At 54.7% G+C, this 25953-nt stretch carries 25 protein-coding genes; 16 read left to right on the top strand and 9 right to left on the bottom strand.

Going from position 1 to position 25953, the window contains the following annotated elements; all coding sequences use genetic code 11:
* On the bottom strand, positions 1-1386 hold the full coding sequence (gene cysS / locus L383_RS22780) for a cysteine--tRNA ligase (protein ID WP_023332268.1): 1386 nt from the start codon (positions 1384-1386) through the stop codon (positions 1-3).
* A gap of 175 nt (positions 1387-1561) precedes the next feature.
* On the opposite strand from cysS, the gene ppiB reads away from it, so the two are divergent.
* From ppiB to L383_RS22815, 7 genes are all read left to right on the top strand, one after another.
* The gene (ppiB, locus tag L383_RS22785; protein ID WP_014882836.1) at positions 1562-2056 is read left to right on the top strand and encodes a peptidylprolyl isomerase B; all 495 of its coding nucleotides are present in this window, start codon (positions 1562-1564) and stop codon (positions 2054-2056) included.
* 3 nt (positions 2057-2059) lie between these two features.
* The gene (gene lpxH, locus L383_RS22790; RefSeq protein ID WP_023332267.1) at positions 2060-2782 is read left to right on the top strand and encodes a UDP-2,3-diacylglucosamine diphosphatase; all 723 of its coding nucleotides are present in this window, start codon (positions 2060-2062) and stop codon (positions 2780-2782) included.
* A gap of 111 nt (positions 2783-2893) precedes the next feature.
* Positions 2894-3403, top strand: coding sequence for a 5-(carboxyamino)imidazole ribonucleotide mutase (gene purE / locus L383_RS22795; protein ID WP_014882834.1), 510 nt, complete (start codon positions 2894-2896; stop codon positions 3401-3403).
* On the top strand, positions 3400-4467 hold the full coding sequence (purK, locus tag L383_RS22800; RefSeq protein WP_014882833.1) for a 5-(carboxyamino)imidazole ribonucleotide synthase: 1068 nt from the start codon (positions 3400-3402) through the stop codon (positions 4465-4467). Before purE ends, purK begins: the two co-directional genes overlap by 4 nt.
* A gap of 94 nt (positions 4468-4561) precedes the next feature.
* On the top strand, positions 4562-5629 hold the full coding sequence (gene mnmH, locus L383_RS22805) for a tRNA 2-selenouridine(34) synthase MnmH (RefSeq protein WP_023332266.1): 1068 nt from the start codon (positions 4562-4564) through the stop codon (positions 5627-5629).
* 72 nt (positions 5630-5701) lie between these two features.
* Positions 5702-6928 carry an AAA family ATPase gene (locus tag L383_RS22810; protein WP_023332265.1) on the top strand — a complete coding sequence of 409 codons (1227 nt, stop codon included), beginning with the start codon at positions 5702-5704 and terminating at the stop codon, positions 6926-6928.
* A 9-nt stretch (positions 6929-6937) separates the two neighbouring features.
* Positions 6938-7591 carry an HNH endonuclease gene (locus L383_RS22815; protein ID WP_023332264.1) on the top strand — a complete coding sequence of 218 codons (654 nt, stop codon included), beginning with the start codon at positions 6938-6940 and terminating at the stop codon, positions 7589-7591.
* Positions 7592-7648: 57 nt separating this feature from the next.
* Here L383_RS22815 and L383_RS25770 read toward each other — a convergent pair whose 3' ends face one another.
* Complete coding sequence (locus L383_RS25770; RefSeq protein ID WP_127348278.1) at positions 7649-8086, bottom strand: hypothetical protein; 438 nt, start codon at positions 8084-8086, stop codon at positions 7649-7651.
* 480 nt (positions 8087-8566) lie between these two features.
* On the opposite strand from L383_RS25770, the gene L383_RS22820 reads away from it, so the two are divergent.
* Complete coding sequence (locus L383_RS22820; RefSeq protein WP_023330980.1) at positions 8567-9724, top strand: DDE-type integrase/transposase/recombinase; 1158 nt, start codon at positions 8567-8569, stop codon at positions 9722-9724.
* A gap of 78 nt (positions 9725-9802) precedes the next feature.
* Here the strand turns inward: L383_RS22820 and L383_RS22825 are convergent, their stop codons facing one another.
* The 3 genes from L383_RS22825 to ybbA all read right to left on the bottom strand — a co-directional run bounded on the left by L383_RS22825 (position 9803) and on the right by ybbA (position 14228).
* On the bottom strand, positions 9803-10948 hold the full coding sequence (locus tag L383_RS22825; protein ID WP_014882831.1) for a porin: 1146 nt from the start codon (positions 10946-10948) through the stop codon (positions 9803-9805).
* Positions 10949-11130: 182 nt separating this feature from the next.
* On the bottom strand, positions 11131-13545 hold the full coding sequence (gene ybbP, locus L383_RS22830) for a putative ABC transporter permease subunit YbbP (RefSeq protein WP_023332263.1): 2415 nt from the start codon (positions 13543-13545) through the stop codon (positions 11131-11133).
* Positions 13542-14228 (bottom strand): putative ABC transporter ATP-binding protein YbbA, encoded by a 687-nt coding sequence (ybbA, locus tag L383_RS22835; protein WP_014882829.1) that lies wholly within the window; start codon positions 14226-14228, stop codon positions 13542-13544. The genes ybbP and ybbA overlap by 4 nt, the downstream gene beginning before the upstream one ends.
* Between ybbA and tesA the strand changes: the two genes are divergently transcribed.
* From tesA to L383_RS22850, 3 genes are read left to right on the top strand one after another with little or no spacing between them, the layout of a single operon-like run.
* The gene (tesA, locus tag L383_RS22840) at positions 14199-14822 is read left to right on the top strand and encodes a multifunctional acyl-CoA thioesterase I/protease I/lysophospholipase L1 (RefSeq protein ID WP_032628733.1); all 624 of its coding nucleotides are present in this window, start codon (positions 14199-14201) and stop codon (positions 14820-14822) included. The genes ybbA and tesA overlap by 30 nt on opposite strands.
* A 28-nt stretch (positions 14823-14850) precedes the next feature.
* Positions 14851-15621: an SDR family oxidoreductase gene (locus L383_RS22845; protein WP_023332261.1), complete on the top strand. Its 771-nt coding sequence runs from the start codon at positions 14851-14853 to the stop codon at positions 15619-15621.
* A gap of 58 nt (positions 15622-15679) precedes the next feature.
* Positions 15680-16534 carry a co-chaperone YbbN gene (locus L383_RS22850; protein WP_014882826.1) on the top strand — a complete coding sequence of 285 codons (855 nt, stop codon included), beginning with the start codon at positions 15680-15682 and terminating at the stop codon, positions 16532-16534.
* 86 nt (positions 16535-16620) lie between these two features.
* Here L383_RS22850 and fetB read toward each other — a convergent pair whose 3' ends face one another.
* Positions 16621-17403, bottom strand: a complete 783-nt coding sequence (gene fetB / locus L383_RS22855) for an iron efflux ABC transporter permease subunit FetB (RefSeq protein ID WP_023332260.1) — start codon at positions 17401-17403, stop codon at positions 16621-16623.
* Positions 17396-18067: an iron efflux ABC transporter ATP-binding subunit FetA gene (gene fetA / locus L383_RS22860; RefSeq protein WP_014882824.1), complete on the bottom strand. Its 672-nt coding sequence runs from the start codon at positions 18065-18067 to the stop codon at positions 17396-17398. The genes fetB and fetA overlap by 8 nt, the downstream gene beginning before the upstream one ends.
* A gap of 136 nt (positions 18068-18203) precedes the next feature.
* Between fetA and L383_RS22865 the strand changes: the two genes are divergently transcribed.
* Positions 18204-19118 (top strand): SPFH domain-containing protein, encoded by a 915-nt coding sequence (locus L383_RS22865; protein ID WP_008499312.1) that lies wholly within the window; start codon positions 18204-18206, stop codon positions 19116-19118.
* A complete protein-coding gene (locus tag L383_RS22870; RefSeq protein ID WP_023332259.1) occupies positions 19115-19567 on the top strand; it encodes an NfeD family protein in 453 nt (150 codons plus the stop codon). Before L383_RS22865 ends, L383_RS22870 begins: the two co-directional genes overlap by 4 nt.
* Here L383_RS22870 and cueR read toward each other — a convergent pair.
* On the bottom strand, positions 19564-19974 hold the full coding sequence (gene cueR, locus L383_RS22875) for a Cu(I)-responsive transcriptional regulator (protein ID WP_014882822.1): 411 nt from the start codon (positions 19972-19974) through the stop codon (positions 19564-19566). The genes L383_RS22870 and cueR overlap by 4 nt on opposite strands.
* A gap of 108 nt (positions 19975-20082) precedes the next feature.
* On the opposite strand from cueR, the gene copA reads away from it, so the two are divergent.
* The 3 genes from copA to ybaK all read left to right on the top strand — a co-directional run bounded on the left by copA (position 20083) and on the right by ybaK (position 24105).
* Complete coding sequence (copA, locus tag L383_RS22880; RefSeq protein WP_023332258.1) at positions 20083-22581, top strand: copper-exporting P-type ATPase CopA; 2499 nt, start codon at positions 20083-20085, stop codon at positions 22579-22581.
* Between the two features lie 50 nt (positions 22582-22631).
* Positions 22632-23426, top strand: a complete 795-nt coding sequence (locus tag L383_RS22885; protein ID WP_014882820.1) for a TraB/GumN family protein — start codon at positions 22632-22634, stop codon at positions 23424-23426.
* Between the two features lie 199 nt (positions 23427-23625).
* The gene (gene ybaK, locus L383_RS22890; protein ID WP_023332257.1) at positions 23626-24105 is read left to right on the top strand and encodes a Cys-tRNA(Pro)/Cys-tRNA(Cys) deacylase YbaK; all 480 of its coding nucleotides are present in this window, start codon (positions 23626-23628) and stop codon (positions 24103-24105) included.
* A gap of 122 nt (positions 24106-24227) precedes the next feature.
* Here the strand turns inward: ybaK and ushA are convergent, their stop codons facing one another.
* Positions 24228-25880, bottom strand: coding sequence for a bifunctional UDP-sugar hydrolase/5'-nucleotidase UshA (gene ushA / locus L383_RS22895; protein WP_014882818.1), 1653 nt, complete (start codon positions 25878-25880; stop codon positions 24228-24230).
* Between the last annotated feature and the right edge of the window lie 73 nt (positions 25881-25953).

Raw genomic sequence — 25953 nt, 5'->3', positions numbered from 1 at the left:
TTACTTACGACGCCAGGTGGTGCCCTGCGGGCCGTCTTCCAGAATAATCCCCATCTCGGTCAGACGGTTACGTGCCGCATCTGCCGCCGCCCAGTCTTTCGCCTGACGCGCTTCCAGACGTGCCTTGATCAAGGCTTCAATTTCCGCCACTTCGCCGTCGTCCGCCTGCGCACCGCTCTGCAGGAAGGCGTCTGGCTCCTGCTCCAGCAGGCCGAGCACGGAAGAGAGCTTACGCAGATGAGAGGCCAGCGCATTCGCCGCCGCCATATCTTCTGACTTCAGACGGTTCACTTCGCGCGCCATATCGAACAGCACGGAGTAGGCTTCCGGAGTATTAAAGTCGTCGTTCATCACCTCAATAAAGCGGGCTTCGAAGGCGTCGCCGCCTGCGGCAGGAACAGACTTGTCGGTACCGCGCAGCGCGGTATACAGACGTTCCAGCGCCGAACGCGCCTGCTTCAGGTTCTCTTCGCTGTAGTTCAGCTGGCTGCGATAGTGGCCGGACATCAGGAAGTAACGCACGGTTTCCGCATCGTAATACTTGAGCACGTCGCGCACGGTAAAGAAGTTGCCCAGCGATTTTGACATCTTCTCGCGGTCAACCATCACCATTCCGGAGTGCATCCAGTAGTTCACGTACTCGCCGCCGTGGGCACAGGTGGACTGCGCAATTTCGTTTTCGTGGTGCGGGAACATCAGATCCGAACCGCCGCCGTGAATGTCGAAGTGTTTGCCCAGCTGTTTGCAGTTCATCGCGGAACATTCAATGTGCCAGCCCGGACGCCCTTCACCCCACGGAGATGGCCAGCTTGGCTCACCCTCTTTGGACATCTTCCACAGCACGAAGTCCATCGGATTACGCTTCACGTCGACCACGTCCACGCGGGCCCCAGCCTGCAGCTGATCCAGATCCTGACGGGAAAGCGCACCGTAGGTCGGGTCCGTTGGCACGGAGAACATCACGTCGCCGTTATCCGCCACATAGGCGTGACCGCGTGCGATCAGCTTCTCGGTGATCTCAATGATTTCGTGAATATGGTGAGTTGCACGCGGCTCGCTGTCCGGACGCTGAATGTTTAAAGCGTCGAAATCTTTGTGCATCTCGACAATCATGCGATCCACCAGCGCAACAAAACTCTCGCCGTTTTCATTCGCGCGTTTGATGATTTTGTCGTCGATGTCGGTGATATTGCGGACGTACTTCAGGTTGTAGCCTAAAAAACGCAGGTAACGTGACACCACGTCGAAGGCAACGAAGGTGCGCCCATGGCCGATGTGACAGAGATCGTAAACGGTAATACCACACACGTACATGCCGACTTCCCCGGCATGAATAGGTTTAAATTCCTCTTTTTGGCGCGTCATTGTATTAAAGATTTTTAACATCGAAGATTCCATGTAAACACGTGTGTGGGTTGTTTGTTCCCTATAATACCTATAATTCGGAATAGGATCAGCACACAATGCAAGGTGATCGCGTCCTGTGGTTATGCTATAACAAGCCCCTATATGTGACCCGAACGCGGGTCGACGTACCACAATAACGGAACAGGATGCAAAAATGGTTACTTTCCACACTAATCATGGCGATATCGTAATCAAAACCTTTGATGACAAAGCGCCTGAAACAGTTAAAAACTTCCTGGACTATTGCCGCGAAGGTTTCTACGACAACACCATTTTCCACCGCGTGATCAACGGCTTTATGATCCAGGGTGGCGGTTTTGAACCGGGTATGAAGCAGAAAGCGACGAAAGAAGCGATCAAAAACGAAGCCAACAACGGCCTGAAAAACACCCGTGGCACGCTGGCAATGGCCCGTACCCAGGCGCCTCACTCCGCGACCGCGCAGTTCTTCATCAACGTGGCTGATAACGACTTCCTGAACTTCTCCGGCGAAAGCCTGCAGGGTTGGGGCTACTGCGTGTTCGCAGAAGTGGTTGAAGGTATGGACGTGGTCGATAAGATCAAAGCCGTCTCTACTGGCCGCAGCGGCATGCACCAGGACGTACCTAAAGAAGACGTTGTGATTACAAGCGTGACCGTCAGCGAGTAATTCGTGGCGACACTCTTTATTGCGGATCTGCATCTGCAAACAGAAGAACCGGCGATCACCGCCGGTTTTCTGCGTTTTTTACGCGGTGAAGCGAAAAGCGCCGATGCGCTGTACATCCTGGGCGACCTGTTTGAAGCCTGGATTGGCGACGATGATCCTGACCCGCTGCATCGTGAAATCGCCTCCGCCATTAAGGCGCTGGTTGATTCCGGTGTCCCCTGCTATTTCATTCACGGCAACCGTGATTTTCTGCTCGGCAAGCGCTACGCCCGCGAAAGCGGCATGACGCTGCTGCCGGAAGAACAGGTGCTCGACCTCTATGGCCGCAGGCTGCTGATTATGCACGGCGATACGCTCTGCACGGACGATACCGGCTATCAGGCGTTTCGCGCCAAAGTTCACACCCCCTGGATCCAGACGCTGTTTCTTGCCCTGCCGCTCTTTATCCGTAAACGCATCGCAGCCAGAATGCGTGCGGGCAGTAAAGCCGCTAACAGCAGTAAATCCATGACCATCATGGACGTCAATCCGCAGGCCGTAGTGAGCGTAATGGAAAAACATGGGGTTCAGTGGTTAATCCACGGTCATACCCACCGCCCTGACGTTCATTCCCTTCTTGCCAACGGCGAACCAGTCCATCGCGTCGTACTGGGTGCCTGGCACAGCGAAGGTTCCATGGTCAAAGTGACGCCTGAGGGTGTTGAGCTGATTGCGTTTCCGTTTTAACGTTTTTTCGCCTGGTTTACGACCGCGCAACCGTTTTCCTTGCTCGTATAACATGCTATTCTCTGTGCCCTCGAAAGCAGTGTGTTTCGCACCACAGGAGTTTTAAGACGCATGTCTTCCCGCAATAATCCGGCGCGTGTCGCCATCGTGATGGGGTCCAAAAGCGACTGGGCTACCATGCAGTTCGCCGCCGAAATCTTTGAAATCCTGAATGTTCCGCACCACGTTGAAGTGGTCTCCGCGCACCGTACACCGGACAAACTGTTCAGCTTCGCCGAAAGCGCCGAAGAGAATGGCTATGAGGTGATCATTGCCGGTGCGGGCGGCGCAGCACATCTGCCCGGCATGATTGCCGCTAAAACCCTGGTACCGGTTCTCGGTGTCCCGGTCCAAAGCGCCGCGTTAAGCGGTGTGGATAGCCTCTACTCCATCGTCCAGATGCCGCGCGGAATCCCTGTCGGCACGCTGGCGATTGGTAAAGCGGGTGCGGCTAATGCCGCCCTGCTGGCGGCGCAAATTCTTGCGACGCACGATAAAGCATTACACCAGCGTCTGGCGGAGTGGCGTAAAGCCCAGACCGATGAGGTGCTGGATAATCCAGACCCGCGGGGTGCGGCATGAAGCAGGTTTGCGTCCTCGGTAACGGCCAGTTAGGCCGCATGCTGCGCCAGGCCGGTGAACCGCTGGGTATTGCCGTCTGGCCTGTCGGGCTGGATGCTGAACCGGAAGCGGTACCGTTCCACCAGAGCGTGATCACCGCCGAGATCGAACGCTGGCCAGAAACCGCGCTGACCCGCGAGCTGGCCCGCCATAACGCCTTCGTTAACCGCGACGTGTTTCCGATCATTGCCGACCGTCTGACGCAAAAGCAGCTGTTCGACAAGCTCGGTCTGGCGACCGCGCCGTGGCAGCTGTTGTCCGATAAAGGCGAGTGGAATGACGTGTTCGCGATGCTGGGCGAGCTGGCGATCGTGAAGCGCCGCGTCGGCGGCTACGACGGCCGCGGCCAGTGGCGTCTGCGTGCGCACGAAACCGCGGAGCTGCCGGACGACTGCTACGGCGAGTGTATCGTTGAGCAGGGCATCAACTTTAGCGGCGAAGTGTCCCTGGTTGGCGCACGCGGGCATGACGGACACACCGTCTTTTATCCGCTGACGCATAACCTGCATCAGGACGGCATTCTGCGCACCAGCGTCGCCTTCCCTCAGGCAAATGCCGACCAGCAGGCGCAGGCGGAAGACATGCTCTCAGCCATTATGCACGAGCTGGGTTACGTGGGCGTGATGGCGATGGAGTGTTTTGTTACCCCATCCGGCCTGCTGATCAACGAGCTGGCGCCGCGCGTGCATAACAGCGGCCACTGGACGCAAAACGGCGCCTCCATCAGCCAGTTCGAGCTCCACCTGCGTGCCATCACCGATTTGCCACTGCCGCAGCCGGTCGTGAACAGCCCGTCGGTAATGATCAACCTGATCGGGACCGATCTGAACTACGACTGGCTCAAGCTGCCGCTGGTGCATCTGCACTGGTATGACAAAGAGGTCCGCCAGGGTCGTAAAGTGGGTCACCTGAACCTGAACGATAGCGACACGGGCCGTCTGAGCGCCACCCTGGAAGCCATGATCCCTCTCCTGCCGCCGGAATACGCGAGCGGCATTGTCTGGGCTCAGTCAAAGCTTAAATAAGCGATAAGTGCCGGGGAGTTGATCTTCCCCTTCCCCGGCCTCTCCTCTCGCGCGTAAAATCCCCGCCATTGCTGGTTTTATTTCTGGAATACCCATGAACGATGGAACGGACTATCGCGCGATCCTCGCGTCTGATACCCCTTTAATCGACGTTCGCGCGCCGATAGAATTTGCCCAGGGCGCGATGCCCGCCGCCCTTAACCTGCCGCTGATGAACGACGACGAACGCGCTGCCGTGGGCACCTGCTATAAACGTCAGGGCCCCGAGGCCGCACTGGCGCTCGGCCACAGTCTGGTCAACGGCGAGACGCGTGAGGCGCGCATTAACGCCTGGCGTGAAGCCAGCCTTGCTCACCCTGAAGGTTATCTCTGCTGCGCGCGCGGGGGCCAGCGTTCACATATCTCACAGGCCTGGCTGAAAGAGGCCGGTGTCGATTACCCGCTGATCCGCGGCGGCTATAAAGCCCTGCGCCAGACGGCGATTCAGGTGACGATTGAGCAGTCGAAAAAGCCGATGGTGCTTATCGGCGGCTGTACCGGAAACGGGAAAACCCTGCTGGTGAAGCAGCATGCGCAGGGTATCGATCTGGAAGGGCTGGCGCACCACCGCGGTTCGTCCTTTGGCCGCACGCTCACTCCGCAACTGTCCCAGGCCAGCTTTGAAAATCACCTTGCCGTCGAGCTGTTAAAGAAAGATGCCGCACGCTGGGTGCTGGAAGATGAAGGTCGAATGATTGGCTCCAACCACCTGCCGGAGTGCCTGCGCGACCGCATGAATGAAGCGCCTATCGCGGTTGTCGAGGATCCGTTTGATATTCGTCTTGAGCGTCTGCGCGAAGAGTACTTCGACCACATGTGGGCGGATTTTTCTGCCGCTTATGGTGAAGAGGCCGGCTGGAAAGAGTACAGCGCGTATCTGCACCACGGACTGTTCGCCATTCGCCGCCGTCTGGGGCTACAGCGTTTTGCGGAACTGACTGCCCTACTCGATTCCGCGTTGCTTGAACAGCAACGGACGGGCTGCACCGAGGTTCACTTTAGCTGGCTTGCGCCCCTGCTAAACGACTATTACGACCCGATGTACAGCTATCAGCTTGAGAAAAAAGCAAAGAAGATTGTGTATCGCGGGACGTTTGAACAGGTAGCTGAATATCTTAAATAAGATTATGCTATCTAAGTTAATGATGCTCCATTGAAAAATGTTAATCAAGCTCATCGTCTAAAGGAAATACCTATGTTATGTAGCATTGATAAAATTGACATCCCGGTTCGTTTTTCATCCAAGAGAGCCGAAATAGATTTATATGGTAAAAGTCTAATTATCACGGGTAATAATGGATGTGGTAAAACCAGTTTCATCACACAAATATTTGAGCATCTTAACAAAGCAATAAACAATCATAATGAAAATGATTTAGACTATCTTAAAAATCAATTAAATTGGTACAACTCTCAGCTCACTATAATAGGCAGAGATGACAATGTTTATTCTACTTATTTGGCAGAAAAAAATAGACTTGAAAAAAGAATTGAAGAATTATTAAGTTTCAATATCATTACAACTTCGAATGACATTACGGAAATACGTTCCTTATTAAGATTTCACGATGCCACAAGGCAGTCAAAGATAGTCTCACCTACAGAAGTACCTAAACATTCAAGTTTAATTAAAAACAATCAGCACTTCGGAAATGATATTGATGGTAGTAATATATTCGAAAGTTATTTGCTGAGTTTAAAGAAAAACCAAAGCTATGCAATTTCTTTCGATAAGAATGAAGAAAAAGCATTAGGTATCAAATCTTGGTTCGTAAAAATTGAAAATGATCTGCGCTCGTTGTTTGAAGACCCAAAATTAACTCTTGAATTTAACACTTCTGATGAAAAATTTTATTTAATACAAGATGGGAAAGAAAAGTATACATTTCAAAATCTTTCTTCGGGATTCTCTTCGATACTAAGTATTTATACAGATCTAGTAATGCGAGTTGAAATGTGGGGTGTAACGCCAGAGAACATTCAGGGAATAATCTTTATTGACGAAATTGATGCACATTTACATGTATCCTTACAAAAACAAATTCTTCGTTTCTTCATGAAGGCCTTTCCTAAAGTTCAATTTATAGTAACCACTCATTCACCATTTGTTGTTACGTCAGTTACCGATGCAGTAATTTATGATCTAAGTTCAAATGAACAAATTATTGACGTATCTTCCTATTCATATGGTATCGTAATGGAAGAGTTATTCGGTGTTGCAACAGAATCACACGCATTAACGGATAAACTTCGAAATATTGAAAGCCTTATTAAAAATATAAATCATAGCAATATTGAAGAAATTGATAATGAAATTAGTTCGCTAGCTGTAGATCAAAGCAACATGAGCGAAGATGCCCAAGCTTTCCTTGATCGAGCAAAATTAGAATTATTGAAAAGCAAAAAAAGAATACAAGGGTAAGGTGCAGCTATGTTTAATGTAAATAGGATATTACCAGCCCCTGCATCTTTAGCAGCGCAACGACGTTATGATGGCGAAGATGTATATATAGCGCTAGAACAATCATTCTATAAAAAGTGCTATATTTGCGAAACAAAATCACCATTAGATATCAATGTAGAACATTTCATCCCACACATGGGTGATATCAATAAGAAATTTGACTGGAGCAATCTTTATTTGGTCTGTTCAAGATGCAATAACATAAAGCTTGCAAAATATAAAAATCTACTTGATTGTTGTAACGATAGTGTTTGGGATAAAGTAAAATTACTTCCCGGTTTTTCTCCTGGTGCAAAAAACTTTTTTATTGAAGCTATGGTACATGATGCCGCTACAATTGAAACCGCGGATTTACTTAATGAAGTTTATAATAATGATAAAACTATAAACAAACGTTTTACTGCGCGATCGTTACGTTCAGATGTTGTTAAGATAACACACAGGCTAACAAAATTAATGACAATATATTACGATGAGAACTCCACCGATGCTCAAAGAGAAAATTCTATCGAGGATATTAAAGTCATGATCAGACGTTCTTATCAATACTCTGCATTTAATCGCTGGATCATAAAAGATGATGCTGAACTAGATGAATTATTGTCTCCATTTATGGACTAATTTCAGTTGCATATCTAAAAGCCGGACCTGCTCCGGCTTTATCATCTGCATATGGTATTATTGCTCTGCAATTAAAAATGAAGATTTTATATCAAGAGACATATCCAGCATTATATCGTGTAATAATCCATTAAGATATTTTTGCAGTGTATCGCTACAGTCATATGAGGCTAGTACATGGTTTATTGCTTGGCAATATTCACATTGTAAATCTGAACTATCAAATAGAAATCCCCCAGAACCAAAGTTACAATCGCTGGACTCATCATTAATAATGATGAAATCAGCCATTGATAATTTCAATTCCTTATTCAAAACGTCTAGATAAGCACCTAAGCATCTATAGATTGCTTTTGAACTCTGAGTTGTTTCATCATCCATGAGAATCTGAGTTAACAATTCACACCGTTCTATAAGATCTACTATTGAAATATCGCTAGATAATTCAGAATAAAAATGAGTTGTAGCTTGCTGTACTGAAGTATAACTTTCCATTTCTTAGCATCCGTTATGTTTACCTTACGATGCCACCATAAACGCCACATTTTGGAGGCAGACTGAACAAGGTTGGCGTACCGGGTCATAACGGAAACCGGCGCTTCTAATGAAGCCCTCGTTCAGTCCACCATATCTTAAGTAAGCATTATATCCTTAGTGCCAAAAATAGGGTGAACGAAATCGAGGCGGCATGCACAAGCGCTCATGCCAACGTTATGTTTACAGGACGCCAATCCTGACATCTGATTTTGCAGATGCGAAGCCACTATAGATCTGTATTTTTGTACAGCTAGAACTCCAAAAACAAACTGGAAGGCGTCTCGCAAATAAAAAATCCGGGTGGCGGCTACGCCTTACCCGGCCTACGCGTGCTTTTGTAGCCCCGGTAAGCGCAGGGTATGAACCGGAAACATGGGTAACACTTTAGACCGGATACATGGGTAACAGTTATAACTGGCATAGAAGAGGAGACTCGCTATGCCCTGGACTGAGACCCGACCTATGCAACGCCTTGATTTTATCCGTGCCAGCCATGCAGGTACGGACTCCTTCTCCGCGCTTTGCCGTCTTTTTGGCATCAGCCGTAAAACCGGCTATAAATGGCTTCAGCGTTTTGACCCTTCTGATCTGTCATCTCTCTCTGACCGGTCGCGCGCGCCACGCTCCCACTCCCGGACGGTTCCTGATGATATCGCCGGACACCTGACTGCCCTGCGTCAAAAACACCCTGACTGGGGGCCAAAAAAACTGCGGATGTGGTTGCTCAATCATCACGTCGATTTTACCGTACCTGCCGCCAGCACTATCGGCGATATCCTCAAGCGCGAAGGCCTGGTTCCGGATAAAAAACGAAAACGCAGAACACCAGGCAATCGCCAGCCCCTGACCATCATCAGTGAGAACAATCAGGTCTGGAGCGCTGATTTTAAAGGCAAGTTCAGGCTGCTCAGCAGAGAGTACTGCCATCCTTTCACCCTGACCGATAATCACAGCCGGTATCTGCTCAGCTGCCGGGGAACACACCGTGAGAGTGAACCCTTTGTCAGAGAGTGCCTGACGGATGCGTTCCTGGAATATGGTCTGCCGGAAGTGCTTAGAACCGATAACGGCCAGCCCTTCGCGGGAACAGGAATAGCCGGATTAAGTCGTCTTGCCGTCTGGCTAATCAAGCTGGGCATCAGGCCGGAGCGTATCAGAAAGGGGCATCCGGAAGAAAATGGCCGCCATGAGCGAATGCACCGCTCCCTGAAAAGTGCGGTGAAACAGGGCAACACCTTCATGACGATGGAAGAACAACAGCGGTGGTTCAGTGACTACCGGAAAGAATTTAACTACGAAAGGCCGCATGAAGCACTGGCGGGTGCAACGCCCGGAACGGTATGGCAACCCTCAAACCGACACTGGGATGGCCGTCTTCCTGAATATGCTTATCCGGAAGGAGGTACAGTCTACAGGGTGAAATCGAGGGGGACCCTCTATATGGGAAAAAAGGGTACGGTGTTCCTGAGTGAAGCACTGACTGGGGAGTACATCATGCTGGAAGAGCAAGATGATGGCCTTGAGGCCATCATCTTTAATGGAATAACACTTGCGTACTACGACCGAAAAACCCAGAGTGTGCTCCGGATAGACTAAAAGTGTTACCTATGTTCCCGGTCTGATCTGTCACCTATGTATCCGGTCATACAGCAGCGCCACCGGGGAACAGACGACTTAGAAGTCGTAACGCAGACGCACCAGGTTCATGTCGCCCAGGTTGTCGGTGCTGGAGGTGAACACGTGTTCGTAATCCACGCGGAAACCGTAATCCAGCTGGAAGCTGATACCCACGCCATTGTCGATGCGCTGGTAGTTACGGCCATTCACATACTCAATGCGGTCGCCCATGAAGTAAGGCTGGATGGATTTCACCGCATACTGGCCGATCGGGAATTTATACCCTGCGAAGTATTCAATACCCCACGCGTCGCCCGCAAAGTAGTCGTTAACAGACACTTTTTTGGTGGTCAGGAAGTTCTGATACCAGCCGCCGCCTGCGGAGAAGGTCCAGTTGTCCGGCGTCCAGCTCAGCGCGGTACCGAGGATGTTCTGGTCGTAGGTTTTGCTGTCGCCGTTGTCCGGGTTACGCATGTCCGCACGGGTGTAGTTCCACGCTGCGCCCCAGGTCAGGTCGGTGGTCAGGTGGTAATCCAGGCCCAGTGAACCGCCGCCTTTACGCTTATAGCGCAGGCCGTTACCCGGCAGGTATTCGCTGTCTTCAAACAGGTAGGATGCATAGATATCGGCATCACCCACGGTTTTCTTGTATTTCAGCATCTGGCGTGAACGGTAAGAACCGTCGTAGTCGCCGTTGATCCCGTTACCTGGTGCCTGAGCAATCATGTCGTAGTCCCAGATATCGGTTTTCGCGCCCACCACATCATAGTAAACGCTGTTCTGTTGACCGAAGGTCAGCGTACCCCAGGTATCGCTCTTCAGGCCGGTGTAGAGCATACGGCGAGTGGTATCGTGTGCGCCGTCTGCATAGTGATGATCCCAGTTAAACTGGGCAGGGATGTTCACACCCAGTTCGTAGTAGCTTATCCAGCTAATATCATCAAACAGGTAGTAATCAGCCGCGAAACGGAAACGGGTACCGCCGTCAAAGCCGTTACGTTTGTAGCTGTTTTTACCGTCGTCGCCGGTCATGTTCTGGAACTGAGGACGAATACTGCCGCCAACGGTAAAGTTCAGACGACTCAGCGGGTTACCCGCCTGCGGATCCTGTTTAAGAACGGTGATTTCCGCCTGAGAAGCGAAGGTCGTTAATGCCACTGCCGCGCCAATCGTTACCGCCAGCGCTGATTTTTTTATAGTCATTATTTTTCCTTAATAGACACGCTGCTAAATATTTAGCGGGTGAATATTAACTGGAAATAATCGGGCTGTGTGGACGGGTTTTTAATGTTTTGTGCTACTAAATACGTGGGTATTATCACTTTGTGCTTTTAAAATATTGCACACCGGCATAAAAACCGGTGTGCAATTATCACGGAGCTGGATTACCCCATAAACTGCCGCAACAGTGCTTTGCCCCTTAACAGGCGCGTTCCGAGCAAGCCCCCGCAGAGGGAGAGTAGCACCGCGCCGCAGAGAGGCAGGATCAGCCAGAGACGCCAGTCAGGCTCCCACGGGAAGTCGAAGACACGTGTCTGCAACACCGCCAGCGCCGTCTCGGCGCCAATCGCGGCCACCAGACCTGCCACCAGCCCCAGCAGCGCAAACTCGCTCCAGAGCGTCATCCGCAGCAACCGCTTCCCGGCCCCCAGCGTGCGGTAGACCACCAGCTCCTGATGGCGCTGACGCATGCCCACCTGAACCTGGGCCAGCAGCAACAGCACGCCGCAGATGGTCACCAGCACCACCATGACCTCCAGCGCGCGGCTCACCTGCTCCAGCACCTGTCCCACCTGCTTCAGGATCGCCCCAATATCCAGCAGGCTGACCGTCGGGAATTCCCGGTTAAGCTGCGTCAGCATACCGTTGCCATTTTCCCAGCGGAAGCTGGTCAGCCAGCTTTGCGGCTGTCCATCCAGCGCCCCCGGCGGGAAAATAAAGAAGAAGTTGGGCCGCAGGCTTTCCCAGTCCACCTTTCGCAGGCTGGTGACTTTGGCGGTAAAGTCCTGGGTATCGCCGGTGAAGGTCACGCTGTCCCCGAGCTTCACGTTCAGGCGCACCGCCAGCCCTTCCTCCATTGATACCTCCCCCACTTTCGGCGGCCAGGTGCCTGCCGTGATCGGGTTATGGTCGGGCCGTTTCTCCTGCCAGGTCAGGTTAAGTTCGCGGTTCAGCGACTCGTCCTTGTTCCCCTCCGTCGACTGCCCATTGATTTGCGTCAGACGGGCGCGAACAATCGGATAAAACGACTCCGGGACAATATGATGCTCAGAGAGGAAACCCTTCAGCGGCGTAACCTGCTCAGGCGCAATATTGATCAGAAAATAATTCGGACTTTCCGGGGGAAGCTGCTGCTGCCAGCGATCCAGCAGATCGCCCCGCAGCACCAGCAACAGGGCCAGCAGCATAAACGACAGTGAAAACGCCGACAGCTGGCTGAGCGTAGACCAGGGCTGATGCAGCAGACGATTAACGGCCAGGCGCACGGGCAGCGATTTCACCGTCAGCCTCTTCAGAACGTTGAGCAGTATCCAGCCCAGTACGCCGCACAGCAGCGCCAGCACAACCGCACCGGCCAGCACCGCCCACAGCAGCGTGCTGCCGCCCATCAGCCAGGCCAGCAGCCCCACCGCGACCGCAATAATCACCGGAAGGTAGAACTTCAGCGGCCAGACGTTCGCCACCACATCATTACGCAGCACGCGCAGCGGCTGCGTCGCGAGCAGCAGCCTGTAGGGCCGCAGCCCCACCAGCACCGAGATCACGACCATCGCGCCAATCGCCCACAGCCACGGCCAGAAGCTGGCGGGTGGCAATGCGGACGGAAGCACCGGTTTTAACATCACCATCAGCAGTTTTTCAAACAGCAGCCCTATGATTCCGCCAGTGAACACTGACAAAACCAGCAGCATTAGCCACTGGCCGACGATCAGCTTGCGCAGCTGCGCCCGTCCCGCGCCGAGGGTTTTAAGGATCGCCACCCGATCGTAGCGGCTGCGGCAGTAATGCCCCATCGCCACCGCCACTGCCGCTACCGCCAGCAGCAGGGTTAAGAGCGCCGAAAGCAGCAGGAACTGCTGAGAGCGCTCCAGAGATTTACCGAGCGCCCCCTCGTCCTGCTCCAGCCCGTACCAGCGGTGCTCCGGTTTAAGCTGCGGGAGCAGCCATTTTTCATACCCATCAAGCTGGGCTGGCGTGCCGCCAAACTTGTAGCGCCAGGTGACGCGGCTGCCCGGCTGGACAGCATGGGTTGCCGGAACATCCGCCGTGTTCATCAGCAGGCGTGGCGCAAGCTGGAAGGGGTTAAAGCCGGAGTCGGGCTCCTGCACCACCTCCCCGGCAATTTTCAGCGTGGCATCGCCCACGTCAATACTGTCACCGGCTTTCAGGTTCAGAAGCGCCATTAAACGCGATGCCAGCAGCACCGTGCCGGGCGTTGGTTTTAACCCCGGCGGACTGGTTTGTAAGTCACCGTACATCGGGTAGACATCATCCACGGCTTTCACGCTGGCGAGCTGCGGCGTGTCTCCCGCAAAGGTCATGGTCTGGAAGGTGATTTGCTCCCCCACCTTCAACCCTGCTTTGTGCGCTTCCTCAATCCAGCCCGGCGGAACAGGACGCGAGCTTTGCAGCGCCCGGTCCCCGGCCATAAATTCCCGGCTCTGCTGGCTGAGCCCTTTTTCCATACGGTCGCTGACGCTGCCGAGCGCCAGCACGCAGGCCACCGCCAGGCTTAACGCCAGCCAGACAATCAGCAGCGAGGGCGAGCGCCACTCGCGCCAGAACCAGCGGGCAATCATGCCTCCTCCTGAAGCGTACCGTTGACCAGCCGCAGACGCCGGTCGCAGCGGGCGGCCAGCTGCGGATCGTGGGTCACGAGGATCAGCGTGGTACCGTGTTCACGGTTAAGCGAAAACAACAGATCCGCGATTTTGTCGCCGGTTTTACGGTCAAGGTTGCCGGTGGGTTCATCAGCAAACAGCACTTCCGGGCGGCCATTAAAGGCGCGCGCCAGCGCCACACGCTGTTGCTCCCCGCCGGAAAGCTGTGCGGGAAGATGGCTGAGGCGCTTGCCCAGACCGAGCTGTTCCAGCAACGCCTTCGCATGGGCGCGGCTTTCGCGACTCTTTTCACCGCGCAACAGCGCCGGGAGTTCGACGTTCTCCAGCGCGTTCAGCGTGGGGATCAGCATAAAAGACTGAAAGACAAACCCGATGTGGCGCGCACGCAGCGCAGCACGCGCCTCTTCATCAAGCTGGTGCAGCGGCTGCCCGACAAGATGAACCTCGCCGCTGCTCCCGTCGTCCAGACCGGCCAGAATCGCCAGCAGCGTGGACTTGCCGGAACCGGATTCGCCAATCAGCGCGATGGTTTCAGCGCGTTTGACAACGAGTTCAACTCCAGTAAGGATGGAAAGCTCGTGTTCCCCCTGACCGACGGACTTCTTAAGACGATGAACTTCAACACTGTTTTCCGCTGGCATTTGCCCTTCCTGTTCTTGATTCTGATGACCTTCCGCGCGGCGGCAGCGGACACGTTACTGATTCTCGGCGACAGCCTGAGCGCGGGCTATCGCATGGCGGCCAGCGCAGCCTGGCCCGCTCTGCTCAACGAAAAATGGCAGAGCAAGACGACGGTTATCAACGGCAGCATCAGCGGCGATACCTCGCAGCAGGGCCTGTCGCGCCTGCCAGCGCTACTCAAACAGCATCAGCCACGCTGGGTGCTGGTTGAGCTTGGCGGCAACGATGGATTGCGCGGTTTCCAGCCTCAGCAGACGGAACAGACGCTGCGCACCATTTTGCAGGACATCAAGGCGGCAAACGCCCAGCCGCTGCTGATGCAAATTCGCCTGCCCGCTAACTACGGTCGTCGGTATAATGAAGCCTTTAGCGCGATCTACCCTAAGCTTGCCAAAGAGTTTGATATTCCGCTGCTGCCATTTTTCATGGAAGAGGTCTATCTCAAACCCCAGTGGATGCAAGACGACGGGATCCACCCCAATCGCGATGCGCAGCCGTTTATTGCCGACTGGATGGCAACGCGGCTGGCTCCTTTAGTTAAACATGACTCCTGATTAAGCGGAGATCCTGACAGGTAAAGTTATGCAAAAATCGGTCTTAATTACAGGATGTTCCAGCGGAATCGGTCTTGAAAGCGCGCTCGAATTAAAGCGTCAGGGATTTCGGGTGCTGGCGGCCTGCCGCAAACCCGACGATGTCGAACGCATGAACGGGCTGGGCTTTACCGGCGTGCTGCTGGATATGGACGCCCCGGAAAGCGTCGAACGCGCCGCCGATGAGGTGATAGCCCTGACCGACAATCGTCTGTACGGGCTTTTTAATAATGCCGGTTACGGCGTGTATGGCCCGCTGGATACGCTCTCGCGCGAAACGCTGGAAAAGCAGTTTTCAACCAACTTCTTTGGTGTCCACCAGCTCACCATGCGTCTGCTCCCCGCCATGCTGCCGCACGGCGAGGGGCGCATCGTGATGACATCGTCAGTGATGGGTCTGATATCAACGCCCGGCCGCGGCGCCTACGCCGCCAGCAAATATGCGCTGGAGGCCTGGTCCGACGCCCTGCGCATGGAGTTACGTCACAGCGGCATTAAGGTCAGCCTGATTGAACCCGGCCCGATCCGCACCCGCTTTACCGAAAACGTTAACCAGACGCAGGCGGATAAACCGGTCGAAAACCCCGGCATTGCCGCACGATTTACGCTCGGGCCCGAAGCGGTGGTTGCCAAAGTGCGCCATGCTTTTGAGAGTGAACATCCCAAAATGCGCTACCCGGTAACGCTGGTCACCCATGCCGTTGGCTGGTTAAAACGTCTGCTACCGGGCCGGATGATGGACAAAATTTTACACGGTTGAGTTGAAGCGACAGCGCTCACCCCCATGTAAATAACAAACCGATAAAAGAGAAGGCCGCATGTCCGTACAGAATATCGTCAATATTACTGAAGCAAACCTGCAACAGATCCTCGAACAGTCGATGGCAAAACCCGTGCTGTTCTACTTCTGGTCTGAACGCAGCCAGCACTGTTTACAGCTGACGCCGGTGCTGGAAAGCCTTGCCGCGCAGTACAACGGTCAGTTCATTCTTGCCAAACTGGACTGTGACGCAGAGCCGATGGTGGCGTCTCAGTTTGGTTTGCGCGCCATCCCTACCGTCTACCTGTTCCAGAACGGTCAGCCTGTTGATGGCTTCCAGGGGCCACAGCCGGAAGAGGCCATTCGCGCCCTGCTGGATAAAGTCCTCCCGCGCGAAGAAGAGCTGAAAGCGCAGGAAGCCATGGCGCTGATGCAGGAAGGCAAATACGACGAGGCGCTGCCGCTGCTTAAAGACGCGTGGCAGCTGTCGAATCAGAACAGCCAGATTGGCCTGCTGCTGGCGGAAACGCAGATTGCCCTGCACCGTTCAGAAGACGCCGAAGCCGTGCTCAAAACGGTTCCCCTGCAGGATCAGGACACCCGCTATCAGGGACTGGTCGCGCAGATTGAACTGCTGAAACAGGCGGCAGATACGCCGGAAATTCAGCAACTGCAGCAGCAGGTCGCTGACAACCCGGCCGATGCGGCTCTGGCAAGCCAGCTGGCGCTGCAGCTGCATCAGGTGGGGCGTAACGAAGAAGCGCTTGAACTGCTGTTTAGCCACCTGCAAAAAGACCTCGCTGCCGCAGACGGTCAGGCGCGCAAGATGTTCCAGGAGATCCTGGCCGCGCTGGGCACCGGCGATGCGCTGGCGTCGAAGTATCGTCGTCAGCTGTACGCGTTGCTCTACTAACAAAAAAATGCCCGGTGGCGCTTCGCTTACCGGGCCTGGAAAAGTGCGGATCGTAGGCCGGGCAAAGGCAGTGCCGCCCGGCATAATCACCGCACGTTTTTCAACTGCGTCACCACCAGCTGATGGCGCGCGTTGTAAAACTTCCGATAGGTCAGGTAACAGGCAATGATGGTGGACAGGCTTGCCGTTGAGAGCAGCATAAACGTCACCATAATCTGATACTTAATCGCTTTTACCGGATCGATACCGGCAAAAATCAGCCCCGACATCATGCCCGGCAGGCTCACCAGCCCGACCGTTTTGGCTGAATCTACCGTGGGGATCAGCGATGAGCGAATGCTCTCACGAATCAGCCGCGCGGAGGCCACTTTAGGCGTCGCTCCCAGGCTTAATTTCTCCTGTAGCTGCTGCTGTTCACTGCTGAAGCGCTGGCCGAGATTGTTATAGCACAGCCCGACGGCCACCATGGCGTTCCCGGCAATCATCCCTGAGATAGGGATAACCTGCATCGGCGTAAACTCAATTGAGCCGGAAAACACCAGTACCGCCAGCGTTAATGCGGTTCCGGTGGTAATGGCGATAAACGACGAGACAAACGCCTTATCGATGTATTTACTGCGCTTTTGCGCGTTCCACGCCGCATTGAAGCAGATAAACAACACCATCAGCAGCGTCAGCACCGCGTGGTTGACGTTGAAAATATACTTCAGCACATAGCCGACAATAATGAGCTGAATCACCGCGCGGCAGATACTCCACACAATGTCCTTTTCCAGCCCCAGCTTTTCACGGTAGCTGACGACAATCGCGATCAGCACCAGCACCATCGAAAACGCCAGGGATTCGTTCGTAATATTGTGCTCACCCACGGTTTGCCTCCTGCATTTTTCCGCCATGCGGCTGGAGCGTCAGTACGTCATCCGCATGGGTAATTTCGTTAGCGTCATGCGTCACCCACAGCACGGCAATATTCTGCTCGCGGACGTAACGATGAATGATTTCATTGACGTTGCGCTTGTTGGCATCATCGAGCGCGCTGGTGATCTCATCGAGCAGTAACACCTTCGGTAAGAACTGCAGATTACGGATCAGCGAGACGCGCTGCTTTTCGCCGCCCGACAGTTCGGAAACGGACTTTGTCAGCGTGTCCGGCGGCAGATTGAAGCGTGCCAGGTCGGCGGAAAACCGTTCAGGATCGGGCGTCTTATGTCGGATCTGCCAGGGGAAAAGCAGGTTATCGTACACCGTGCTGTCGAACAGGCTCGGGGTTTGCACCGAATAAGAGACCTGCTGGCGGTAAGCCTCGGGTGAAAGCGTTGAAATATCCTTCCCCTCAAAGAAGATCTTTCCCGACGTTGGCGTGAGCAGCGACGCAATGATTTTAAGCAGCGTACTTTTCCCGCAGCCTGAGGGGCCGGTAATCAGTCGAAACTCGCCCGGCAAGAGGCTAAAACTGACATTATTCAGAATGGTGGTACCGCCTGTGCGGTAGCCCACGTCCTCAATGGTTAATACCGCGCTGTTATCCTTCATGTGATCTTCTGCCTTTATCCCAATAATGAGCAGTAGTTTACGGCGATGAGTGATAATAAAGCGACTTTCCTCGTATACTTAGGATCAACAAAAAGTGATTTCATTTCTGCCATAGCATGCAAAACAGGAGGTTTTTATGCTCATCGTTGTTCCTGTCCTTATCTTCGTTGCGCTGGTTATCGTCGGCGCAGGCGTCAAAATTGTCCCTCAGGGTTATCAGTGGACCGTCGAGCGCTTCGGCCGCTATACCAACACGCTACAGCCTGGCTTGAGCCTGATTGTCCCGTTCATGGACCGCATCGGTCGCAAGATCAACATGATGGAACAGGTGCTGGATATCCCTTCTCAGGAAGTGATCTCCAAGGATAACGCCAACGTTACCATTGATGCCGTCTGCTTTATTCAGGTGATTGATGCGCCGAAAGCGGCCTATGAGGTGAGCAACCTGGAGCTGGCGATCGTTAACCTGACGATGACCAACATCCGTACCGTGCTTGGCTCGATGGAGCTGGACGAGATGCTCTCCCAGCGCGACAGCATCAATACCCGCCTGCTGCACATTGTCGATGAGGCCACGAACCCGTGGGGGATCAAAGTCACCCGTATCGAGATCCGCGACGTGCGCCCGCCGGCAGAACTGATCGCCTCCATGAACGCCCAGATGAAGGCTGAGCGAACCAAGCGTGCCTATATTCTGGAAGCCGAGGGGGTGCGTCAGGCCGAAATCCTCAAAGCAGAAGGGGAAAAACAGTCGCAGATCCTGAAAGCGGAAGGCGATCGTCAGTCCGCATTCTTACAGGCAGAAGCGCGTGAACGTTCTGCAGAGGCGGAAGCCCGCGCGACCCAGATGGTATCCGAGGCGATTGCCGCCGGTGATATCCAGGCCGTGAACTACTTCGTCGCGCAAAAATATACCGATGCACTGAAAGAGATCGGCTCCGCGAACAACAGCAAAGTGGTGATGATGCCGCTGGATGCCAGCAGCCTGATGGGCTCTATCGCAGGGATTGCCGAACTGATTAAAGACAGCGGAAACGAGCGTAAAAAATGATTGAACTGATCGTCGCACATCCTCATGCGTTCTGGCTAAGCCTCGGTGGCTTACTGCTGGCCGCCGAGATGCTGGGCGGCAACGGTTACCTGCTGTGGAGCGGTGTTGCCGCGGTCATTACCGGCCTGGTCGTCTGGCTTCTGCCGCTTGACTGGGCGTGGCAGGGGGCGCTGTTTGCCGTGCTGACGCTGGTGGCCGCCTGGCTGTGGTGGCGCTGGCTGAACCGACAGGTAAGCGAACAGAAACCGCTGGATGCCCACCTTAACCAGCGCGGACAGCAGATCGTCGGCAAGCGTTTTACGCTCGACACCCCGCTGGTGAACGGGCGCGGGCATATGCGCGTAGGTGACAGCTCGTGGCCGGTGGTGGCCGACGACGACCTCAGCGCCGGAACACGGGTTGAGGTCATTGCGGTAGAAGGCATTACCCTGCGGGTAAAAGCCTGTTAAGCGTGGGTTTTGCGGTGGCAGCAGCCGGCAAGATTGTCGATAATCGGGCAGTCGGCGCTGTCATCACCCGGACAGGAATCCGCCAGCTGTAACAGCTGTTCACGCATCGACTGTAATTCGATGATATGGCGTTCGATCTCCGCCACTTTTTCCAGCGTGCGTTTTTTCACGTCGGCACTATGGCGCTTCGGATCGTTAAACAGGTTTACCAGCTCGCCGCACTCTTCCAGGTTAAACCCCACCTGCCTTGCCTGGCGCAGTAACGTCAGTTCATCAAGATGCCGTTGCGTGTAGCTGCGGTAGCCGTTTTCACTGCGCAACGGCGGCGTTACCAGCCCTTTCTCTTCATAAAAGCGAATGGCTTTGCTGGTTAAGCCGGTTTTTTTTGCCACGTCACTGATATTCACATTTCCCCCTTGACCTTCCCCTTGATGGAAGGTTTAACCTTCATAACAGTTAGCGAAAAGCGTTACTCCGGTCAACAACTGACCAGTTCATTATACGGGAGTTTTGTTATGTCTCACACTATTGACCTGACGCTGGACGGCCTCTCCTGCGGCCACTGTGTCAAACGCGTTAAAGAAAGCCTGGAACAGCGTCCTGATGTTGAAAGCGCTGAGGTGACTATCGACCATGCCGCCGTGACCGGCAGCGCCAGCGCGGATGCGCTGATCGATACCATTAAACAAGCGGGTTATGGGGCGGAGCTGAGCCACCCAAAGGCTAAACCGCTGGCAGAGTCATCATCCCCGTCGGAAGCACTGACAGCGGCCACTCCTGAGCTTCCGGCAGCGGATGATATTGATGACAGCCAACAGCTGCTGATCAACGGTATGAGCTGCGCCAGCTGCGTCTCCCGGGTACAAAATGCCTTACAGGCGGTACCGGGCGTCGCACAGGCACGGGTAAACCTTGCGGAGCGTACTGCGCTGGTGATGGGCAGTGCCTCCGCCGCAGAGTTAGTGCAGGCCGTGGAGAAAGCGGGCTACGGCGCAGAGGCCATCGAAGATGATGTCGAACGCCGCGAGCGCCAGCAGGAAACGGCTATCGCCACCATGAAGCGCTTCCGCTGGCAGGCGATTGTCGCCCTGCTGGTGGGAATCCCGGTGATGGTGTGGGGCATGATGGGTGACAATATGATGGTCACCGCCGACAACCGCACGCTGTGGCTGGTGATTGGTCTGATTACCCTTGCGGTCATGGTGTTTGCAGGCGGCCATTTCTATACCAGCGCCTGGAAGAGCCTGAAAAACCGCACCGCGACGATGGATACGCTGGTCGCACTCGGTACCGGCGCGGCGTGGCTCTATTCAATGAGCGTTAACGTCTGGCCGCAGTGGTTCCCGATGGAAGCGCGCCATCTCTATTATGAAGCGAGCGCGATGATTATCGGCCTGATTAACTTAGGTCATATGCTGGAAGCCCGCGCCCGTCAGCGCTCCTCCAAAGCGCTGGAACGATTACTCGATTTAACCCCGCCGACGGCCCGCGTGGTCACGGATGAGGGGGAAAAAAGCGTCCCGCTGGCGGAAGTGCAGCCCGGCATGACGCTGCGTTTGACCACCGGCGATCGCGTGCCCGTTGACGGCACGATAACCCAGGGTGAAGCCTGGCTGGATGAAGCGATGCTGACCGGGGAACCCATCCCTCAGCAGAAATCCGACGGCGATGCCGTCCATGCCGGCACGGTCGTTCAGGACGGCAGCGTGCTGTTCACCGCCAGTGCGGTTGGTAGCCATACTACGCTGTCGCGTATTATCCGAATGGTGCGCCAGGCTCAGAGCAGCAAGCCGGAGATTGGCCAGCTTGCTGACCGAATCTCGGCCATTTTTGTGCCGGTGGTGGTTGGTATTGCCCTGCTGAGCGCGGCGATCTGGTATTTCTTCGGCCCTGCGCCACAGATTGTCTACACCCTGGTGATTGCCACCACCGTGCTGATTATTGCCTGCCCATGCGCGCTTGGCCTGGCCACGCCGATGTCCATTATCTCCGGCGTAGGCCGTGCCGCCGAATTTGGCGTGCTGGTCAGGGATGCGGACGCACTGCAGCGGGCCAGTACGCTGGATACGCTGGTGTTTGATAAAACCGGCACGCTGACCGAGGGGAAACCGCAGGTTGTGGCCGTGAACACCGCAGGCATCGCGCAGGAGGACGCGCTGCGTCTCGCCGCCGCGCTGGAGCAAGGCTCCAGCCACCCGCTGGCGCGCGCCATTCTCGAGAAAGCGAATGCTGCGGCTCTGCCGCAGGTCAGTAACTTCCGCACGCTGCGCGGGCTCGGTGTCAGCGGTGAAGCCGAGGGGCATACGCTGCTGCTGGGTAACCAGGCCTTGCTCAATGATAATGGTATTGATACCGCGGCGCTGGAAACCGAACTGAAAGCGCAGGCATCTCAGGGGGCAACCCCGGTTCTGCTGGCGGTGGATGGCAAAGCCGCTGCCCTGCTGGCCGTGCGCGATCCACTTCGCCAGGACAGCGTGGATGCCCTGGCGCGTCTGCACCGCGCGGGCTATCGCCTGGTGATGCTGACCGGGGACAACCCGACGACGGCAAACGCTATTGCGAAAGAAGCCGGTATTGATGAAGTCATTGCAGGCGTTCTGCCGGATGGCAAAGCGGATGCGATTAAGAACCTGCAACGCCAGGGACGTCAGGTGGCGATGGTGGGCGACGGCATCAACGATGCCCCGGCGCTGGCCCAGGCAGACGTCGGTATCGCCATGGGGGGCGGGAGCGATGTTGCCATTGAAACCGCCGCCATCACGTTGATGCGCCACAGCCTGATGGGCGTTGCCGATGCGCTGGCCATTTCGAAAGCCACGTTGCGCAACATGAAGCAGAACCTGCTGGGGGCATTTATCTATAACTCGCTCGGTATTCCAATTGCCGCCGGCATTTTGTGGCCGCTGACCGGCACGCTGCTTAACCCGGTGGTTGCAGGTGCGGCAATGGCGCTCTCCTCCATCACCGTGGTGAGTAATGCCAACCGCCTGTTGCGCTTTAAACCGAAAGATTGAACCTTGTTCTCGTACGCGCTAGCATGAACCTTTCCGTTTATGGAGCGCGTATGAGCCTGTTTAATCGTATAAAAACCTCGTTTCGCGCCCTCTTTCCCCGCCGTTATGCGTGGCCCGGCCTGGATATCTCCCTGCCCGGCGGTCAGCACCTGCATCTGGTCGGCAGCATCCATATGGGTACGCAGGATATGTCGCCTCTGCCCCCCGGTCTGATAAAACGGCTGAAGCGCGCCGACGCGCTGGTCGTCGAGGCGGATATTTCGGGCCAGGAGTCACCGTTTGCCGGGCTTGAAAGCGATCTGACCCTGGCGGAACGTCTGGACGAAGCCCAACTGGCGGAACTGACGCGCGTCGCCGATGAAACCGGCGTGTCGCTCTCTATGATTGACGCCCTGCCGCTGTGGCAAATTGCGATGGTGCTACAGGCCACGCAGGCGCAGCGACTGGGTCTGCGCGGTGACTACGGTATTGATTACCAGCTGCTCAATCTGGCAAGAGCGCGCAATCTGCCCATCATTGAACTGGAAGGAACGGACAGCCAGATTGCGCTCCTGCGTCAGCTTCCGGACGACGGCCGCATGCTGCTGGATGATACGCTGACCCACTGGCACACCAACGCACGTCTGCTGCAAACCATGATTGGCTGGTGGCTGGATGCGCCGCCAGCAGACGGAAAGCTGGCGCTGCCGTCAACGTTCAGCGAATCGCTGTATGATGTGCTGATGAATGCGCGCAACAATGCCTGGCGAGAGACGCTGCATGCATTACCTGCCGGGGAATACGTGGTTGCGGTCGGGGCGTTACATTTGTACGGAGAAGGGAATTTGCCGTCGCTGCTGAAATAAAAAAATGGCCAATATCTCTATTGGCCCGTCAAAGAGGAATTTCATCGTTTTTATTATGCCGAAGGAGACCTTCGGTTGAGCCGATTGTCGCTCAAAGTGACCATCACTGCCAATACTATTGCGCAAGATGGTGCTATTTTTTAGACAAACGTCAGGCGTATGCTGTTGGCATGATTTGTCTGTCGTAAGAAGGATAGCTATGACTCCCGCCGTTAAATTACTCGAAAAAAACAACATTTCTTTCCGGATCCACACTTACGATCACGATCCGAATGAAACCAACTTTGGCGACGAAGTGGTGCGCAAACTGGGGCTGAACGCTGACCAGGTCTATAAAACGCTGCTGGTTGCGGTGAACGGCGATATGAAACATCTCGCCGTGGCGGTCACGCCCGTCGCCGGACAGCTCGATCTCAAGAAAGTGGCGAAGGCGCTGGGGGCGAAAAAGGTGGATATGGCAGATCCGATGGTTGCGCAACGCACCACCGGCTACCTGGTGGGCGGGATTAGCCCGCTGGGGCAGAAAAAACGCCTGCCGACGCTGATTGATGCCCCTTCGCAGGAATTTGACACGATCTATATTTCAGGCGGCAAACGCGGGCTGGATATCGAGCTGGCAGCGGGCGATCTGGCGAAAATGCTGGACGCGAAGTTTGCGGATATTGCGCGCCGGGAGTGAAAGAAAAAGCCGGGTGGCGGCTACGAGGTAAAAGCAAAACGGTAACATGCGTTACCGTTTTTTGTGTTTGCGCCCTCTCCCGGTGGGAGAGGGTTGGGGTGAGGGCATCAGGCCGCACAACACTACTGCCAGCTCACCTCACCCTTCGGCTCATACGCGTTCACGTCAATCGGTGAATTCTGCTCGATGTACTGCTTCAGCACTTCCGCATCAATAAAGCCGGTATTCACATAGCCCGGTTTATTATCAATATGCGGATAACCGTCGCCGCCGGTGGCGTTAAAGCTCAACGTCGCCAGACGGTAGGTTTTTGCCGGGTCGACCGGTTCGCCTTTGATCTTCAGATCATTCAGTTTGCCGTCTTTTGCCACAAAGCTGACGTTGGCAAACTGCGGATAGGCCCCGGAATCCGGCTTCATCTGCGCGACGGCGGTCAGGTAGTCAATCGCCTCTTTGCCGGTCATGTCGGCATAGACCACCACGTTACCAAACGGCTGCACCTTCAGGACATCCTTGTAGGTGATATTTCCGCCTTCAATAGAGTCACGAATGCCGCCCCCGCTCATCACGCCAAAATCAGCACCGGTGCGCGCCATTTGCGCCGCCAGCACCAGGTGTCCCATGTTGGTCTGCACGAAGCGGACTTTACTGCGGTCCCCCTCCAGACGACCATTCAGCGTGCCGATTTTCACATCCAGCTGCGCTTTGCCTTTGTTCTGGAACGGTGTCAGCAGGGAGAGCATCTGCGGGTTCTCAGCGATCTCTGGCGTGTAAAGTACGCGCTCACTTTTCCCGTCCGGGTAGGTCACTTTCTTCTTCAGGTTGACCGGAATGAGCTGGTAGTGCACCAGTTTCATCTCGCCGTTACGGAACTCAAAGTCCGCCCGGCCCACGTATTTACCCCATTCGTGGGCCTGCACAATCCAGATACCGTTCTGACGGTCCGGCGCACACGGCGTGCCCGGCACGTAATCCACCTGTTTTTTATTCTCCGATGCCATGCACACCGGATCCTGTGAGTGCCCCCCCACAATCATGGCCAGTGACCCTGCAGGCAGGCTGCGCGCCATCTCCACGTCGCCGGGTGCATTGGAGCCGTGCTCACCGTTGTCGTAGTGCCCCATGTGCGTGGTGGCGATAATCACGTCCGGCTTTTCGTTCTGCTGCAGTTCCTGAATCACCAGCTTCGCTTCGTCTGCCGGTTTGCGGAATTCAATATCCGTAAAGAACTCGGGATTGCCGATTTTTGCCGTATCGTCGGTGGTTAAGCCAATGACTGCGATCTTCAAATCCTGACGCTTAAACAGCGCCCAGGGTTTGAACAGCCGTTCGCCGGTGCTTTTCTGGTAAATGTTGGCGGAGAGGAAGGGGAATTTGGCCCATTTTTCCTGCTGACGCAGCACCGTCAGCGGGTTATCAAACTCATGGTTACCGACGGCCATCGCGTCGTAGCCAATCAGATTCATGCCACGGAAATCCGGCTCGGCATCCTGTAAATCAGATTCCGGCACGCCGGTATTAATATCACCGCCTGAGAGCAACAGCACGCTGCCGCCCTGGGCTGCCACCTCTTTGCGAATGCCGTCCACCAGCGTTTTTTGCGCCGACAGACCATATTCGCCATATTCACTGCGCCAGAAATGACCATGATGATCGTTGGTATGCAGAATGGTGATTTTATAGGTTTTATCTTTTTCATACGCCTGCGCGGGCAGGCTTACCAGACCCCATGCGGCGATGAGCGCCAGCGCGACGCCCCGCTTCATTAACTTCATCTTCTCTCTCCCTGACCAATAGACAAAGGCAAAAATTACAGTGACTCACAATAATAGACAAATAAGTTTTCAG

This window comes from Enterobacter sp. MGH 37, from assembly GCF_000534515.1.
GTDB classification, from domain to species: domain Bacteria; phylum Pseudomonadota; class Gammaproteobacteria; order Enterobacterales; family Enterobacteriaceae; genus Enterobacter; species Enterobacter kobei.
This window is presented reverse-complemented; position numbering and strand designations above follow the sequence as displayed.